This is a genomic window from Pseudobdellovibrionaceae bacterium (assembly GCA_020635075.1).
In the GTDB taxonomy this organism is placed as follows: Bacteria; Bdellovibrionota; Bdellovibrionia; order Bdellovibrionales; family UBA1609; genus JADZEO01.
The window spans coordinates 174,448-191,823 of sequence record JACKAM010000001.1 but is presented as its reverse complement, the minus strand read 5'-3'; the positions used below and the strand labels follow the sequence as shown (position 1 = coordinate 191,823).

Sequence of the window (17,376 nt, the reverse complement as noted above, 5' to 3'; positions counted from 1 at the left end):
GTACTGGCCTCCTTAATTGGTGCTCCACAAAATCATGGACCACCTTTATCTGAGAAGGAGGGCCGATTGCCGAGCCTTTTCCGGAAATCCGAATCCTCGCCGTCGCGCAGGGCGTATCCGAACTGCGGCGGCAAAGCTGACGCGATCCGTTCGGCTGAGCCTATTCCCTTCGGTCACTCAGCCTCCTGCGCCTGCGGCCGATAAGGCGCGTGAGGATTTGCGGAGAATGGTCGGCAAAGGACCGACTTCACTGATAAAGGATTTTGTGGATCAACAATTAAGGGGGCCAGTTCGTAATTGATCGAAGGAGGCCGGACGCTCATGGCAGGAGCTTTAAGGCTGAGATTAACAATCAAGGGGGGCAGTTTTTATAGTCTTCGATGGCCTTCAGTAGGCCACTGACAAAGACGGGTTTGCTCAATATGGGCACACCGGCTTTTTCGGCATCGGCCAGATCATCACTGCCTTTGGCATGCCCGGTGACAAAAATAAAGGCAGTATCAAGACCCCGTTCTCTTACCTGCTCAAAAACACGGACACCATTGAGCCCCCCGGGCATGTTGACATCACAGACAATGAAATCAAAAACGTGATCCTTGAGGATTTCCAAGGCCTCTTTGCCTTCGTAGGCAATCTGCACTTCAAAGTCCTCCTCTTCCAAAGCCATCTGTAGGAGCTCGACAAAATCTCTTTCATCATCAATAAGAAGAATTCGACGCTTTTCACCCATCTCTTAGCCCACCATCTTTGTCGGTCGATCGGAAGACTCCGCCTCAACTGAGACCTTACCAGGCTCTTCAACAGAAAGCGATTTGTTCTTGGCATTGGCCTTGGGAAGAAAGACTGAGAACTTGGTCCCCTTGCCCATCTGACTTTCGACTTGGATGTCTCCACCCATATCCTTAATGATTGAGTAACACAAACTTAACCCCAAACCAGTCCCCTTCCCCACTTCTTTGGTTGTAAAGAAGGGGTCGAACAAACGGGCCAAGTTCTCCTCAGGAATTCCGCTGGCGTTGTCCTCAACCTGTACCGCCAGAAAGTCACAGGTGGTCGCCACCTTCAGACTGATTTGCTTAACAGAATCTTGAGTTTTGTCAGAATAGGCATCCACAGCATTTTGCAGGAGGTTCTGAAAGACCGATATCAAATCGCCCTTGACCCCTTCTATGATAACTGGGTCTTCTGGCACCTCAACGTGAAATTCAATATTGTTTTTGGACATCACTGGCGAGGCAAAGAACTTCAGATCATCAATCAGGCCAGAGAGGGGAATTTCCGTCTTTTCTGTTTCCGCGCTCTGGCGGGCAAAGAGCTTTACATGATTGATCACCTGGGTGATGCGCTCAACGGCGCGAAAGACCTTTTGGGAGTCGGTTTCGATTTTGGTAATCTCCTCGCCACTCAGGCTGGACTTCTTCAATCGCCTCAGGAGAGTTTCTAGGTACATGACAATAATATTCAGCGGATTATTGATTTCATGGGCAATCCCGGCACTCATAATTCCCAAGGCGGCCATTTTGCCCGACTGGACGAGTGCGATCTGTGCACTCTTAAGAGCCTGAGTTCTTTCTTCCACCCGCTGCTCCAATGAGGCGTTAATCGCCTTAATCTCGTCAATCTTGGACACAATGTTCTGTCTCATGATTTCGAACGACTGCCCCAGATCACCAATCTCGTCATCACGATCCAGGGACAAGGGGTGATCATACTCTCCACCCGCGATGTTCTCTGCTGCCGAAGTCAATTCGCGAAGAGGTCTTCCCACCCAGCGGCCAATCCTCTGACTAAGAAGATAGGTTCCCAACAACAGGGCGCCAATAAATCCCAGAGCCAGAATCAGAGATTCCGCCTGCTTGCTCTCATGTTCTTTTTGGATTTGTGCCATGGCTTGGTCGAAGCCTTGGCTGTCGAAGTCAATTCTTAGAACATACTCTTTGTCTTCATAGGCGAGGAGACTCTCGGCGCGAAACACAGGACGCGCCTCTTCGTCCTGAATCCTGACCAATCCTCCTAGGGGACCCGACACATCCACCTTTTGCAGAATGCGAATATCTTGATCGGCCGAAATCACCAAGCCTGTCTCTTTAGCCGCAATGGTGATGCTCCTAATCTGATCATCAGAAGTCGCCGTGTCAGCAATCAAATTGTGCAGAGTGGAGTAGTCCAAGGAGGAAAAGGCAAGACGAAAGGCATTGCCAATGGTGGCCGAATAAGTGGCGGCCTTGGCCTGCAGCTGAGCTTGTTGGCTCTGCTTCTCCGCCGCACTCACGCGACCAAAAAGACTGCCTATCTGCCAGGAGGTCACCAGGACTACGGTGAGAACAGCGGTCACGCTCAAAGCGAAGACCTTAAGTAGAATACTCCTCTCCAGACGCCCTTTTATGTCATTCCCCCTGAGTAATAGACTGATAAATACTCATCGTCATGACTTGGAGGGGACTCGAATGGATTTTCACTCACAGGGCTGCCTCAAACAGAGACGAGAATCCATTTAAGGTTGGGACCTGCCCAACCGAATGGTGCAGGGAGATGAAATGGCTTATTGGGACTTTGTTGGCTTTCGCGAGTCTTTCTGGTGCGGCTGTGGACGAGTCCCAGCTGCTCTATTTTAATCCCATTGCCACGGTCAGTTCCAACCGGCTCAAAAGAGACTTTGACTCATTCTTAAACAGTGAATTCCAGACCTCTGGACAAAAGGCACCCACATTTCAGCCCGTGGTGAAACTTCAAGATTTCCTCTCTTATGTGACGACTAACCGCCCGTCCTTTTTGATCACTTCATCCGTTGTTCTCAAAACACATGGACTCGACAAAGACTACAGACCGATAGCCTCCCTGGTGTGTAAGGATTCCGCCCAAGGCAAGCTGCTTTTTTTAGCTAACAAAAGCCTGACAAAAAAAGGACAATTGCTACTTGCTTCGAGTCACAACCAGGCTATTCTTGCCGAACTCTTTTCCCCAAAGATGGGACAGAAGGTGAAAGGCTGTCGAGTCATTCAGACTAAAAAGGACATCGACGGTATTTTGGCCCTGATCAATGGACAGGTGGATTTGGCAGTGACTAGTGAAAGCGTCTATTCTCTCATGGCTGAGACCAATCGTGAGGCCCTGAAGGGACTCCAGACCATTGAGAAATCCAAGCGCATGCCTTCTCCCCAACTCTTTGTTCGCCAGGGCCAGGCAAAAGAAGAGACGACCAAGCTCCTGGCTCGCGCCTTGAAATCCATGATGAGAAAAACCGAGGGCAAGAATGTTCTTAAAAGCATGGGGTGTGAAGAATGGCAGTAAAGTTCCTTCGACCCTTATTTCTTTTTGCTTTCTTTGCTTCTAGCTTCTCTGCTCTTGCTGGCCAATTTGTCATCTTGAAGAGCAACGATTTGAACATTTACAAATCAACAATTCAGGCTTTTAAAGAAGACATGGTCGGTCATCAAGTTGTTGAAATCGACCTGGCAGGAAAAAAGAGTAGTGCCGAGATGGCGGTGGAGGATTTGGACAAAAATCCACCAACCGCTGTTTTTGCTCTCGGAACCCTTGCCGCTAAAACCTTTCTGGCTCTGAAGAACAAGGACATTCCCTGCCTGTACACATTTGTCCTGCGTATCGATGAAATCCAAAAAGATTTCTCAGGACGAAAAATCCGCGGGATTTCCATCGAAGTCCCAGCCAAAACCTTGGAACAACAAGTGAGGATGATCCTTCCCTCTGTTAAGACGATTAAGAGCTTTGCTTCCAGCTCCTCCACCATGGGTAATGTTGCAGACAAAGACACTGTGACCGTCAACTCTGGTAAGGAAATGATTAAGAAGCTTGAGGACTCCAAGGCTCAAGGCGAGGCCGCCTATTGGCTCCACCCAGACCCGGCACTCATGGCAAATGTGGATTTCAAATCGGTGGCGGAAGCCTCAAGAAAAAGCCGTGTGCCCTTGATTGTGTTTAGCGAAGCCTTTGTTCGTGCAGGGGGATTTATTTCCGTGAGCCTCAACTACGAAACTCTTGGCCATCAGGCCGCTGCCATTCTTTCGGCCGCGCTGGAAACCAATGATTGGTCTCAACAACTGGACACTCCCATAGGCACCTCTCTGGTGGTCAATAAAAACCTGGCCAAGGAATTTGGCTATCAGATCTCTGACAGAATCTACCGCCTTATGGTTGATGTCGTCGTTGATTAGACGAGCCCCGCATGTTTTGTTGATCTCGGACGTCCCACTCCGCCTTTGAGGGTCCGAACTCTTCCGTCAATACGCTTAAAACCTCAGACATACGTCCGGCAGCAGCGCTCTCGCTCAGAGCGCAGCACCAAGCCGAACTCGGTTTTAAACATATTGACCTGCAGAGTTCGCCCCTCAAAAGCATTTTGGAAAACATCTTCGATCCGGGGACTACCGCCCCGTCGGGCGGTAGATATGGTCTGCTCGGAGTTTAGAGATTAGAGGGAGTTGACGAGTTTTTGCCAGATACCTGTCTTGTCGGCGGCGAATCCGGTGGCCAAGGGTCGGTGACGCTCGGGGCGGCACTGGAGCTCTCCGCCACTTTTTTGTAAACGAAAGGCCAGCCGGTCGGCACGGATGAAATCATCGTAAACGCAAATGCGTTGGATAAAGGGACGAGTGGCCAGCTTTGCTTCCAGCTCATCGAACTTGAGTACCAGCTTTGCTTCCTTTGATTGCACCTGAGTTCCTTTACAGAACTTCTTCTCCGCCTTCTCAGGCCAGTCCATTCCAGAAATGAGGGTCAACAGACACAGATGTGCCAAAGTCTCCCGATTGGGAGCAAAGCCAGTTCCATCTTTGGGCTCTTTGTTTTTTTCCGCCGCTTCGTAAAGATCCTCCAAGGCCCAGCCGATGTTTTTGGCAAAAAAGCTGCGGAACTCGGTCAATGTATTTCCCGAAATGGTCTGGGCGGCCGAAACATCCTTTTTGACCTGATAGGCGGTCAAATTCGCTCTCGCCAACAGATTGTAAATGTCAGATCCCGCTTGAAAGAGCACATCTTCCACATCGTCGGGCGCTTCACCCTTGCAAATGCGATTGGTCAGATCATCCCTGACCAATCGGCTCATGCGATTGGGTAAAAACACATTGTTATTATCCAATCGAAACTCATTGTAGACTGACTGGATGGCATTTTGCGCTGGCGTCAGTTTAATCACTGGATCAATGGTCCAATCATCAGTGGCGTTGGGCGCATCCAACAGAACCGTCACTGCATCCACCCGTTTCACCACATCGTCCACCAACAACTTTTCCTGGGCAGCCCGATCTGGAATCTCATGATAGGAGTACTGGCGAAGGAAATGATTCACGCGCACAAAGGCACCCAAGGGTGAAGTGTCTGTAATAGATCTTGAGGAAACGCTTCGCACCAAGGTGGCGTTGTCCACACTGACGGTGGCGTTAAATTCACGCACCACTTCGTCGTAGCGCAAAGTAAAAACTCCAGCAGGGCCAAAAAGATTTCTCTTCAGGTCATCAAGCTGAGTATTGACGAGATTCATGCGGTCAATATAACTCGCGTAGGGCTCGTTGGTATTGGGCGGAGTCACCTGAGTGATGGAATACAAAAAGGCGTTTGGGGACTCTGTAAAAGGAGATTGACTGCGAGGGACGGCATTGCCTCCACCTGGATCATGGTAGAAGACCCCAGAAATCAAAGCCCTCAAAGCCTCACGCAGAACCCGCTCTCGGGTATTACCACGATCAATCTTTTGCTGAGCCTCATTAAAGACCCCTTCGGCCACCCGGCGCATGGAATTGGCGTTGTTCACCAGTCGAAACTGCTCATCAATCTTGGCCGCATGATCTTTGTCGACAGGCTGAACCCCATTGACCACCTTGTCGAGCCACCCGTAGAGAATGGGCAAGCGCCTTTCCATGAGGTCCACACCGTAGAAAAAACCGTCAATGCGGTTTTCCGGCCAACGATCCAAATCTGCCAATTCGAGGGCATCCTGGGCCTGACAATATTCACGGGTAAAGGCTTCCAAACCACAGGTGAGTGCGACCGGCATCCGGGATTTCTTGGTCTCGTGCATGGAGCGGGAAATGGGCATGGTACGCGCAAATACAATTCCGGTTTCGAGAAGTTTCGCCAGGGTCTGAATTCCCGCCCCTATGAGTCCAGGCGCAAAGCTTCCCGCCAAGCCAAGAATTTGCGTACCAATCTGCATCCCTGCGGAAGGATTATCCGCATAGCATTTGGAAATGGCATCCACATCTGAAATCAATGCCGAAAGGTAATTGCGCACATTTTCCATCCCCTGGGCCAAGCGTTGATCACCACTGGGATTGAGTCCAGCTGACACCTTGGCTCGCGCCTGGGTCAGTTGAAAGCGCGCATAACTATAGTCGTCTACCAACACGGCCCGCACATCAGGAGGCAAATTGGGGTCCTGCAAAGACACGGACAAATCATTGACCACTTCTTCCCACATCTTCTCATTGGTGAAGTCCCCATTATCCAACATACGCTGGAGTTCGGAGTTCAACCCTTGAGAGGCAGCAATGGATCTTTCCATTCCGGAACAAGTGGATTTCTCACGCAAGGTCTCAAGGACGGCACTGAGAGTTTGCGCCCGACGAATAGCCGAATGGGTCCAAGGCCCCATGTGACAACCTTGTGAAAAGGCATCGAGCATTTCATCAACAGCTGCTGATCGGGAGTCCGAGCCAAAATCAAAGTCAAAGGCTTGGGCCCGCAAACCAGCGAATGACAGAACAACAGCGACAACAACAACCTGAATCGATCTCATCATGTAGATCATCCTTCTCATTCCGTGAAAAGGGCATGGGGTACCCTCTTGGTTCAAATAAGGTTAAGAACACCAAACTTTGGTCCTGTTTGCCACCCAATTCGACCCCTATGCACCGCAAAATCCCCACCCAGCGAACTTTTCGCTCACATTCCCACCCCTCAATTTGGGATGTGCTTCCAAGGATTCTAAAACTGGCCCTTTAATTGATAGTCCAAAAAACTGCGTGCTGCCTTTGTCCGGGAATAGGTCCGGTTGCCGAGCCATTCCCGTAAATCCGAATCCTCACCGTCGCGCAGGGCGTATCCGGGGTGCGGCGGCCTAGCTGACGCACTCCGAAGACGAGCCTGCGGCCGAAAAGGTGCGTGAGGATTTGCGGAGAATGGTCGGCAAAGGACCGTTTTCACTGATAAAGGATTTTTTGGAATGAGATTGAGGCCCAGCTAACGCAGGAGATGGCCCCTTTTCATCAGTCGACTAGAGGAAGTAGGTGACGCCGAAAAGCGCGCGCACAGTCACCCCCGTCACCGTCACCGTCGAAAACCCATAACCCAAGCCCGTCCCCATTTGGAATTCGAGACCAAGATTGGGAGTCACTTGGTAGATCATACCGCCGGCGACGGAGAGATCGAGAGTGGTGCTGTAGGTGGCGAGGACGAGACCGAAAGGAATCGCAAGAACTTGAGCAATCCCCCCATTCCAGCTCCAGTAGTAGCGGGTTTTAGGGATGTTGGCGATCTGGACGAACTTCTCTTTGCGAACGTCTTTGCGGCCGCGGGACCAAAGGTAGTAAGTGCGCCCGACGCCGGCATAGGTATAGTTGACCCGATTGTCGCCCAATTCCATGGCCATGATGGCGCGAGTGGTGAAGGACTCATCACGGCCACGAAAGACCTCTAGTTCCACATCGAGTGTGGTGGGCACACTAAAAGTTCGGCCTTCCACGTTGGAGCCAGAATAAGTGCCTTGCATGAGGCCGGCGCGAAGATGAACCTGGTATTTGGCACCTTTATCAATAGCCCAAGCAGAGGAGGCGCCCATGAGAGAGATCAGGATTAGGATCCAGCCAGCCTTGGATTTAGGCTGCCTGTTCGGTTGATCCCCAGTCAGTGTCCACTCCTTGGTTGGAAAGCCACTTTTTGAGTAGCTCGTCGGCGGTATCCTTTACACGCCCATCGTTGCGAATGGAATCCCGAGAGATTTGCACAAAGTCCCCCCACAGCTTGGCCCTGTCTTTTTGGATTTGTGCTTTCATGGATTCATTTTTTTCAATTTCACGGAATTCATCATTAATAATCTCACGCAGCCGGCCTGTAGCACCAATGGCTTCGAGCAGAATCTTGCGTTCCTCTTCTTCACGGGAGTAAATCAAGGCAGCTCGCTGGTTGGTAGGCATACGACCTAATAGTATACGCAGCTTGTCCGCCGGTAAAGTGAGGATCAACTCGGCTGGAAAATATCGGTTGGTGGCTTCGAGAATCTGTTCAGTGGCCCCAGAGGAGATGAGCATCTTGAAAACCTCGTGCTCCTTTTCGGGCCCCAGGTAACGGATGAGTTCGACCGCTTTGTTGACCAAAGGTACTTGGTGTTTGGCTTTGTCCTGACGGATTTCCATTAACATGGGGTGCAGGGTGGCGGCCAGGGACTGAATGCTGTCCTGGGTAAAGCTCAAACCTTCATCAAACAATCCCGAGATTTCCTCTTCAGGGAGCATCTTAAGTATTCGACCCACCTGTGAGGCCTGGAGAATATTGATAAAGGCCGCACCTAAGCGACTGTCACGCTTGATGCACTCAACACAATCGGTGATGGTCATGCTGGAGAGTAAGGTCTTCAGATCATCAGGAAGCTCCACCGTGTTGACCAGGAAGTTCTCTACCATTTGCTCTACAATAAAGCCTTCGGCCCGCTGGATAGAAGTGGCATCAATAATCATGAGGGAGGCCTTTTTGAGCTTTAGCTTTAGATCGTCGTCAAGCCCGCCGAAGACGGGGACCAAAGTCTCAACGGGAACCATTTTTGTCAAAGCGGCGATAGCCCTTTGCGATTCAGAGGTCTCCATGTTCAACCACAGTTTGATTAGGTAAGCTGCTGTTTCGGGATATTGCTCAGCCATTCTCCTGAATTGATCAAAGCCGCCTTCGCCTGAGCCACTTCCACCTGTGGCTAAACCTTCACGCACTGCCAGCATCTCGCCTTGATCCCGATCTGGGTCTTCGGACTTCACTTGGTTATTCTGCTGAGCTTCCGCCGCCGCCTTGGCTTGGTTCACTTGGGCCGCCATAACGGCCACCTTTTGACTCTCGATGGTCTTGAATCCACTGACAAACAAAAGAAGAAGCAGGGTCGCGGCAAGAATACCAATGGGCAGCTTAAAGACCATCACCGCTTCCTGCCAGGTTTTGGGAAGTTCGGGAACCTTATTGACATCCTTTTCTTTGATGGAGCCGTCTTCTTTTATTTCGGCTGGTTCTTTTCCTGCTGCGGCATTGATCGCATTGGCGATTTGCATGTTGCTTTTGAGAATAGCCTCACCAATGGATTTTGCGGCTTCAAGATTAACCCGAGCGATTTCCAGATTCCTGGATCTCTGGAAGGCATCACCAACAAAGCGGATGCGCTTGGTGCGAACATCCACCCGACCGCCCCCATAGGCTTGAGTGACACTGGAGATGAACTCACGGGCCTGCTTTTCCTGAATGGAGGTCACTGTTTGGTCTAGAGAAAGGGTCACAACCATCCCGGCCAAGCGACTAAAAACAGTTTCGGTGCCACTCAAAAGAGCCCTTTTGTAGGCGGCACTGTCTTTGTTAATACCCAACTTAGCCAAAGGAAAGGCATCCCCATTTTTGGCCTTTCCCTGATCCACGCCAAAGCTTTTGCCAGCTGCCAGGCGAAGGTTGACATGAACGATAAATTTAGGTCTCTCCACGACCGCCTCAATCGCCTCAGTGAGCTTTTCTTCAATAGTCTTCTGCAATTCGACTCGTTGCCAATCGATGGGAACGGCATAAACCCCCACATCCTCACTCTGGGCAAGCGAGTTCCCCCCAAAAAGGGTGGATAAGATCATCATAGTGGTGAGAAATCCTGCCTTCATGAGCTTCCTAAATTCCGTTCCCGTCCTTATTTAGCCTTTTTTTTCGGTTTGCGACGGCGCTTCTTTTTGGTTTTCTTGCTGGGTCGCTTCTTCTTAGATTTGCCGTCCACCGAACCTTTTTCATCATCGCCCTCATCCGTGGCCGCTGGGGCACGCTCTAACTCGTATTGGCGCGCCAACTCGTCCCCGTCAATGTTCAGCTTTTTCTCCAGGGTGTCCCGCATTTGGGCCGAGGGAACACTTTTGGGATTGTACTTCAGAGACAGAGCATAGGCCGCCAGGGCGTCCCGGTATTTTTTTTGTAGAAACAAGATTCCACCCTTGAGTTCATAGGCGGAGGAGAGATAGGGCCACTTTTCCTCAATGTAGCGCAGGTGATTGAGGGCCTCACCGTAGCTTTCCAAAGAAATAAACTTACGGACTTCAAATAGCCGGTCGATGGCAATGTTCAAACTCTGAGCATCGGCGAGGGTGTTGCCCGGCCCTTTTGCCTGGCCCTGTTCGCTGTCGACGAGCTGCAGAGCAAAATCGAGCTTCATGTCCACGGCGGCAGCCTCGGTAACAAGGACCGACTCGGTTTTAAAATCATCTTTACGAACTTCTACGATCACAGGCCCCGAGTCCGCATCTGCGGTCTTTAGCTGCTCTTGAGTCAAAACCACGGGTGTGACACCCACCTCGACAGCTTCGCCAGCACCAACGGGACGGACAAAGACCTTGGCCTTTTCAGGGACGCTATTGACGGTCATGGTCACTGTGGAACAACTCCACAGGCCAGTGGAAATGAGGGCAATTGCCCATAGATGTAAATTCAATGACTCACGAACCTTCAAACTGAGTCTCCAATCTATAGTATACGAATCGGAAAATCGTCCCTGCGGCTCAAGGTAGGCCACGGCTGGGGCCAAAATTCCCGTCTATGGTCGGTACTGGCAATTGGTCCAGCTCCCCATTTTGAATTGATGACTCTCCCCTCCTGGGCCTAAAATGCCTTTTGAGGAGATAATTATGATAAAGATGATCGTTTCCCTGGTTGCTGCCCTTGTCACCCTGTTGGTCGTGATTTTGGTGTTCAAGCCCTTTGAAAAAGCCAAACTTGCCCAAGGTCCAGTGGTGATTGCCGAAGTTCCCTTAAGAATTGAGTACAGCCCTGATTTAAAAGAGGGTGTGTTCGCCCAATTTGGCGATCTGGAGCTCAGTGAATCCGGAGTGATAGAGAAGTCCAAGTCTCTTGAAGACTACCAGGAGCGCGAACTGAAGGCACTGGCGGAGGCCGCCCTCAAAAAACTGGGTGCTGGTGGCGATGGGGCGATCAACCTTGAGGTTTTCATGGCACCGCCGATGGCTGAGTACGATACTTCCAGACTAGGCCTCGGGAAAAACCTCAACCTCACTTTTTCCCCGCGCAGGCAGGACGGAAAAGTGATCAACCTCAATGGCAACCTGTTGGAGCGTAAAGATCTTCCCCTCAATCAAATCCGTTTTTCCGAGTTAAAAACCCAGCAGCTTCAGGAAGCCGTCAATGTCTTACAGAGTGTGTTTTCTCGCCAATTGCTCCTCAAAAAGGCCAAGGAAAACGGTACGAATATTGAGCAGCTGATCAAGACACAAATCATCAAAGAGGAACTGGTAGTAACCGACCAGGACGTGGACCAGTTTATCGCCGACAAAGGGGTCTCCATCGGGCCTGGCGAAAAGCGCTTGCGGGCTCAACTCCACGCCATTGTCTTGGAAAACAAGCGTAAAGAAATGCTTGATGCCTATGTCCAATCAGCCTTTGCCAATGAGATGGCTAAGGTGGGTTTTAAACCTCCGACCTACGCCATTCCCTTGAGTGACAACCAAGCCCTCATTCGTCAGCGAACAGACAAGGACAAGGGACCGGCCTTTTTTGTCTTCTCGGACTTTATGTGCTCCCCTTGTGTCAAGCTGGCGGCTGATCTCATGTCCATTCGCCAGGAACTTCAGGACAAAGTGCGCATTGGTTTTGTTCACCTGTTTTCTGAGGGAAATTGGCAGTCACGCTTGTTAGCCGAAGCCTCTTTTTGTTTGAACTTCCAGAGACCCGAATTATTTTGGGCCTTTTACGAAAGAGCCACCAAGGAAACGGAAGAAATAAGTGAAGAAAAGATTCACGAGATGGCTCGGGAAATTGGTGCTGACCATGACAATTTTCAGTCGTGTATGATCAAACAGACTTTTAAGGCAGAAGTCGACAACCAACTTAAGTACGCTCAGGATTTGGGAGTCACCACACCGCCGACAGTGATCGTGGGTCACGAGGTTTTTACTGGAAGTGTCTCCCGCGACCAGATCCTGAGGGCTCTTTCTAATCAGTCATCGATTCAGGCAGGTAAGTAGAGTTATTGATTCGCCGGTGGCGGCGGTGGAGGAAGAGGGCGGCCTTGAGATGCTCCCTGGTCCTTTAGCTTTTGAGCTTCAGCATTGGCCTTAGCCTCGGCTCTTTGTTGGGCGCTGTGAGCAATGCTTTCAGACGGCTGCTTAATGATTCCTGGGGACACCACCTTAATCACCACGCGACGGTTTTTTTCGCGATTTTCCGGAATAGGCACACCCTTTTCGTCCCGGTTGGGATAGGCTGGACGGGTTTCAGCATAGCCAAGGGCGACCATCATTTTTGGGTCATAGCCAGTAGAAATAAACTCTTTGACCACGCTCGCGGCACGGGCGGCAGAAAGCTCCCAGTTTGAAGGAAAGCGGCGGGTGTGAATGGGTGAATCATCGGTGTGACCGCCGACGAGAATTTCAGCATCTTCAACGCTATTTGAAATCAGCCCAGCAATCATTTTCATGGTGGCTTTTACATGAGGTTTTAGGTCTGAACTTCCGGAATCAAACAGGAGGTTACTGCGAAAGGTAATTTCCATCCCATCAGAAGGGGTCTGCACATCGATCTGACCCATAATGGGATGACTCCCCTCCTCCGTTTTTTGCTTCAATTGAGTGGCCAATTCTTCCTGGGGAGAAACATAGGAACCACCAAAGGACTTGGCCAGCCCCTCTCTCACCTTCTCCGCTTCTCCGGTTTTAGTGGAGGCAAACACATACATGAGAACAAAAAATCCAAAGAGGAGGGTCATCAGGTCCGAGTAGGAGATGAGCCAAATCTCCTCATCCCCATGATCCTCTTCTTCATGCCCATGGTGGCCGTCAGCTCCCAACATACCTAGGCGCCTCCACCATCGAGATCTTTCCAGTTCAATCGCTCATTGGGAAGCAGATAGGAATTGAGTTCTTCGGCAAGAAGAATGCGGTTCTTCTTTTGTGAGATCAATTTAACACCTTCCACAATCATCTTGTTTTTGGCGTAGACCTCGCGTGCGCCCTCGGCCAGATTTTCCGCAATGGGTAGGACAACCAAGTTGGCCAAGGCAATACCATAGAGAGTGGCCACAAGGGCAACCGCCATAGCCGGACCAATGTTACTCTCAGAGCCCGGCTGACCCAGAGTTTGCAGCAGAGCGATCATACCCAGAACCGCTCCCATCAGACCCATGGCCGGTGGGAACTTACCCAGTGCTTTAAACTTTTTGGCGTCCTCCAGGTAGCGGTAATAGATGGTATTGGTGCGTAGACTGAGAATCTCGATGAGTTCTTTTTCGTCGAGAAAGTCATCCATCAATACACCCATGGCTTCGCGAATAAAGGGGTCCTTTGAACTCTCGACCAAAGTCGGCAGATTGGCATTGTTGGCCCGGTACGCCTCAGAAAGAATCATCAGTTCTTTGATCAAGCCCACATAATCAACTTTATATGTTTTGATCATGCGGTGATAAAAGACCTTGAGCATGACAAAAATGCGATCAATTTGAAACGCAATGGCGGCAACTGCTGCAGTACCGCCAAAGACAATGAGGCCCGCGTGGAAATCCAAAAATGCCGCCGGATTATTGGTTGCCGTAAACACACCAAAGCCAAAGACGGTGCCGGCCATTACCAAGGCGACAATGGATTTAAAATTCATGTAAAGCCCTCACGCAAATGATGACAAACCTTGGATATCTTTAGAAAATACACTGTAGTCAGCGGGTTCGCAACGCATCGGGAGGTCGAGGCGAGTTGTTTAAGATCAAAGTCCCCGGTCCGAAGGTCCATATTTGGTGAAATATTGGTACGAAACTACATCCACTCTTTCGCTATTCCGATCCATATAAGTAAGTGAAATTATATCCTCTTGTAGGAGTGGGATAAGAAGCAATTTTCTATGTTAGAAAGAATTAAAAACTTAGGAAAAATCGAATGGCTTTTGATTGGCGTCGCCTCTGTGGTGCTGGTTGCTTCCATTGCTTTGCATTCCACTTACAAACAGCTATTCTTTTCTGAAAAAGTCTCCCCAGAAGACGTGATTGCCAAAGTGGTGAGTTCAAGTAAGAACACCCGCCGCCGCTCCCCAGACAGTTTTGAGTTCAAAGAACTCAAGCCGGAAGATGTGCTTGCCAATGGCGATTATATTTTCTCCGGTGAAGGCTCTCAGATCATGGTCAAGTTTGTGAACGGACCTCGTATCATGATTGGCGAGCAAAGCCTGATTGTTCTGCGCGAAATTGATGGTCAACCCGACCTGAAGATTGAGCAAGGCGCCATCTCTGGTGCCTTCGAAGAGAGCGACGAGATTGAGATATTGACTGAAAAAGAAGCCGTCATTCTCAATGGCGAAAAGGACTCTCAGTTTACCGTCTCATATATGGAAGGCGGAGGCCTTGAAATCGGTAGTTTTGATCGCAACGTCCAGGTCGAGTACAACGGCAAAAAGGTGAATCTGAAAAACCAAAAGGCGACCGTGACCAAGTCGGCAGGGGTCAAAGTAAAAGAAAACGATGGTGAAGGCGGCGGCAAGGCCAAAGACACGGCCGGCACGCCTCCCGCAGATACCCAGCCACGGATGCCATCTGGTCTTGAGGTGGGAACCCCCCAGAATGCCAGTCGCATTACCTTAAATCCCCCCTACCCCCAACAGAACCATGTATTTATACATAATACGGGTGGACAAATCCCGGTATTCCCCAAGACCCAATGCCAAGGCTCCTGCGAGCTCAAACTGTCGGTGGACGGAGTTACCGCTGTAACCAAAAAGTTTGAAAGGGACATGGTCCCCTTTATCTTTTTAAAGGTTAAATCTGGCATTGAAGCCACCGTTCGTTGGGAGTTCTCTGATGGTAGTCAGACTCTGACCGGCGACTTTTTGGTTAAGAAGAACAACCAGAAGAACTTCCAGGATGCGTTCAAGCGTCAAGTTCCCGTCGAAGTAATGAACTAAACCTGTCCCCTTAACTGTTAATCCACAAAGTCCTTTATCAGTGACAACAGGTCCGTTGCCGACCATTCTCCGCAAATCCTCACGCGCCTTTCGGCCGCAGGCGCGTCTTCGGACTGCGTCAGCATTGCTGCCGCAGTTCGGATACGCCCATGCGCGACGGCAGAGGATTCGGATTTCCGGGAATGGCTCGTCAATCGGACCTTTGTCTCGGACAAAGGCGGCACATGGCTTTGCGGATCAACAGTTAAGGGGACCCGTTTTTAGGCTTTGAATTGGAAGGCGAAGAGGGTGACGTCGTCGACGAGAGGCGCGTTTTGCTGGTGGCTATTGAGGGTCTTTTTGAGGTTTTCAAACTTGGTTTTGACCGCCGCCTTGCCGCTGAAGTTGTCGCAAATGAGCTTAATAAACTGGCGCTCGCCCAGGCCCTCTCCGGCTGGATTGGCGAGATCAATCACACCATCTGTGTAGAGAAGAACAGTATCACCGGGGTTGAGCTGATATTCGACGTCCTTGTACTCAGCCCCTGCCTTCTCGCCCAGTCGACTTCCTTCGGAGTCACACAAGGGCACAAAGTCCTTCTTCTTTAGCTTATCCGATACGGGCAAAACATAGGGTGGTTCGTGGCTGGCATTGGCATAGACCACCTTGCCGCTGGTAAAATCCACCGACATGAGAAAAAAGGTCATCAAAGTATTGCCCTTTGCCGTGGCGTTGATGGCATGATTCATTACCTTAAGGGCCATGGCTGGAGTGACGTCCTCCATTTCCTCAACTATTGACGACACAGCCTTTGCCGCCGCAGTCACCATGGCGGCCGGCGCACCGTGACCGGTCACATCGCCAATCCAGATGAATGCCCGATCTTCGCCCATCATCGAGTAATGATACCAGTCGCCTCCCGCCTCACTGGCAGGATGGAAATACCCGACGATATCCAAAGGTCCCAAGGTCGCCTGATCAGGAGGGAACAGCGTTTCCTGAATGAGCTTTACTGTTTCCAACTCATTCACCAGGCGGGCCTTCTCGGCTGTTTCGTTCATCAAACGTGAGACTTCGCCAGCCATAAAGGAAATACTGTCACCCAACAGGCTGACTTCGTCCTTGGATTTGACGTCGATTTTGACGTCAAAATTACCACCAGCGATTTCTTTGGTGGCTTCCACCAGGCGGCTAAGTGCTGAAGTCAGGCCGAAGGAGGCGATCACGCCGATAATGATGGTCACACTGATCAGGGACAAAACAAAAAGCAAGGACTCCACGATCAGGGTGTCAATTGCCTTAAGAGCAGCCGCCTTTTCCACCAGAGATGCGACGAAAAGCCCCCCCTTTCCCACCTTGGAAAAGGACACCAACATGGGGTGACCGTCTTTGGTCTTGATCTCAGCAATACCGACCGGGAAGCGATTATTGAATATCGGCGTAAAAAACTCCGTGGTCGTGACCTGCGCCTTACTCTTGGTCTTGCGCATGTATTTGGGCTCCATGGAGATAAAGTTGTTGCGGCTAACCAGGTACTGCCGGTAAGCCGATGGTGTGGCAAAGGCCTCATAAAGGTCGGGAGCATTGTAGAGAGAAAGTACGACCACGTGCTTTTGTTCATCGCCGTATTTTTGGGCAATCAAAAAGAAACGCTTGGCCTCGGCGACATCCTGAACAGCAAATCCCACCTCGCCTGCCGTCTTAAGCATGAGGTCAAAAACCTCACCACCTGGATCGTAATTTTTGATTGATCTGTTTTCCAAGTACAGCTGATCCGCCTTGGCGTACCGACCATTGCCCATATGTTTGAACAAAAACAGGTGCTCAACTCGGTTCTGGCGGATGAAAAACTCATAGGAGAGCTTTGAGAACTTCATGGCGCCGGTATCGATGGACTTGACGATGGGGTCCATCAGCTTTTCGTGTGCGTCCAGTTCGATCTTGACCTGAGTCGCCAGGGCCTTGGATACAATTACTGAAGAGTCAAAGATGTAGGCCTTCTTGTCCTTGGTGAACAGATTGATGGCCATCAGGGCATAGAGGGCTAAACCAGCCGTCGGCATGAGAATGAGGAGAGCGAGGAGTTTGTACCTCAGTGAAAAATACTTGATACTGGCCATTCCCTGCTGAGTCTTACCCTGACGTTGAATGATCTAAGTCGAATGATTTGATTATATTGTCCATATTATCAGGAGGGTACGGGAATCTGCCCGGCCTGGAAAAAGGTCGCGGTTTGAGAACAAAGGATCTGGTTTTTAGCCCATA

At 50.5% G+C, this 17,376-nt stretch carries 13 protein-coding genes; 4 read left to right on the top strand and 9 right to left on the bottom strand.

Annotated features, from left to right (window positions below; translation table 11 throughout):
• Positions 1 to 352: 352 nt before the first annotated feature.
• Complete coding sequence (locus H6624_00790) at positions 353 to 730, bottom strand: response regulator (protein MCB9082845.1); 378 nt, start codon at positions 728 to 730, stop codon at positions 353 to 355.
• Positions 731 to 733: 3 nt separating this feature from the next.
• Complete coding sequence (locus H6624_00785; GenBank protein ID MCB9082844.1) at positions 734 to 2,341, bottom strand: HAMP domain-containing protein; 1,608 nt, start codon at positions 2,339 to 2,341, stop codon at positions 734 to 736.
• 191 nt (positions 2,342 to 2,532) lie between these two features.
• Between H6624_00785 and H6624_00780 the strand changes: the two genes are divergently transcribed.
• A complete protein-coding gene (locus H6624_00780) occupies positions 2,533 to 3,291 on the top strand; it encodes a PhnD/SsuA/transferrin family substrate-binding protein (protein ID MCB9082843.1) in 759 nt (252 codons plus the stop codon).
• Entirely contained in the window at positions 3,282 to 4,175 is an 894-nt protein-coding gene (locus H6624_00775; GenBank protein MCB9082842.1) for a hypothetical protein, read from the top strand. The genes H6624_00780 and H6624_00775 overlap by 10 nt, the downstream gene beginning before the upstream one ends.
• A gap of 257 nt (positions 4,176 to 4,432) precedes the next feature.
• On the opposite strand, the gene H6624_00770 is transcribed toward H6624_00775, so the two are convergent.
• The 4 genes from H6624_00770 to H6624_00755 form a co-directional block, all read right to left on the bottom strand.
• Positions 4,433 to 6,757 carry a hypothetical protein gene (locus H6624_00770; protein ID MCB9082841.1) on the bottom strand — a complete coding sequence of 775 codons (2,325 nt, stop codon included), beginning with the start codon at positions 6,755 to 6,757 and terminating at the stop codon, positions 4,433 to 4,435.
• 474 nt (positions 6,758 to 7,231) lie between these two features.
• On the bottom strand, positions 7,232 to 7,795 hold the full coding sequence (locus H6624_00765) for a hypothetical protein (protein MCB9082840.1): 564 nt from the start codon (positions 7,793 to 7,795) through the stop codon (positions 7,232 to 7,234).
• Between the two features lie 37 nt (positions 7,796 to 7,832).
• Positions 7,833 to 9,854 (bottom strand): hypothetical protein, encoded by a 2,022-nt coding sequence (locus H6624_00760; GenBank protein ID MCB9082839.1) that lies wholly within the window; start codon positions 9,852 to 9,854, stop codon positions 7,833 to 7,835.
• 26 nt (positions 9,855 to 9,880) lie between these two features.
• Entirely contained in the window at positions 9,881 to 10,687 is an 807-nt protein-coding gene (locus tag H6624_00755) for a hypothetical protein (protein MCB9082838.1), read from the bottom strand.
• Between the two features lie 175 nt (positions 10,688 to 10,862).
• On the opposite strand from H6624_00755, the gene H6624_00750 reads away from it, so the two are divergent.
• On the top strand, positions 10,863 to 12,215 hold the full coding sequence (locus H6624_00750; protein MCB9082837.1) for a DsbA family protein: 1,353 nt from the start codon (positions 10,863 to 10,865) through the stop codon (positions 12,213 to 12,215).
• Between the two features lie 2 nt (positions 12,216 to 12,217).
• Here H6624_00750 and H6624_00745 read toward each other — a convergent pair whose 3' ends face one another.
• Positions 12,218 to 13,039, bottom strand: a complete 822-nt coding sequence (locus H6624_00745) for an OmpA family protein (GenBank protein ID MCB9082836.1) — start codon at positions 13,037 to 13,039, stop codon at positions 12,218 to 12,220.
• A gap of 2 nt (positions 13,040 to 13,041) precedes the next feature.
• Entirely contained in the window at positions 13,042 to 13,839 is a 798-nt protein-coding gene (locus tag H6624_00740; GenBank protein MCB9082835.1) for a MotA/TolQ/ExbB proton channel family protein, read from the bottom strand.
• Positions 13,840 to 14,079: 240 nt separating this feature from the next.
• On the opposite strand from H6624_00740, the gene H6624_00735 reads away from it, so the two are divergent.
• On the top strand, positions 14,080 to 15,132 hold the full coding sequence (locus tag H6624_00735; GenBank protein MCB9082834.1) for a hypothetical protein: 1,053 nt from the start codon (positions 14,080 to 14,082) through the stop codon (positions 15,130 to 15,132).
• A 260-nt stretch (positions 15,133 to 15,392) separates the two neighbouring features.
• Here H6624_00735 and H6624_00730 read toward each other — a convergent pair whose 3' ends face one another.
• The gene (locus H6624_00730) at positions 15,393 to 17,231 is read right to left on the bottom strand and encodes a SpoIIE family protein phosphatase (protein MCB9082833.1); all 1,839 of its coding nucleotides are present in this window, start codon (positions 17,229 to 17,231) and stop codon (positions 15,393 to 15,395) included.
• Positions 17,232 to 17,376: the final 145 nt, after the last annotated feature.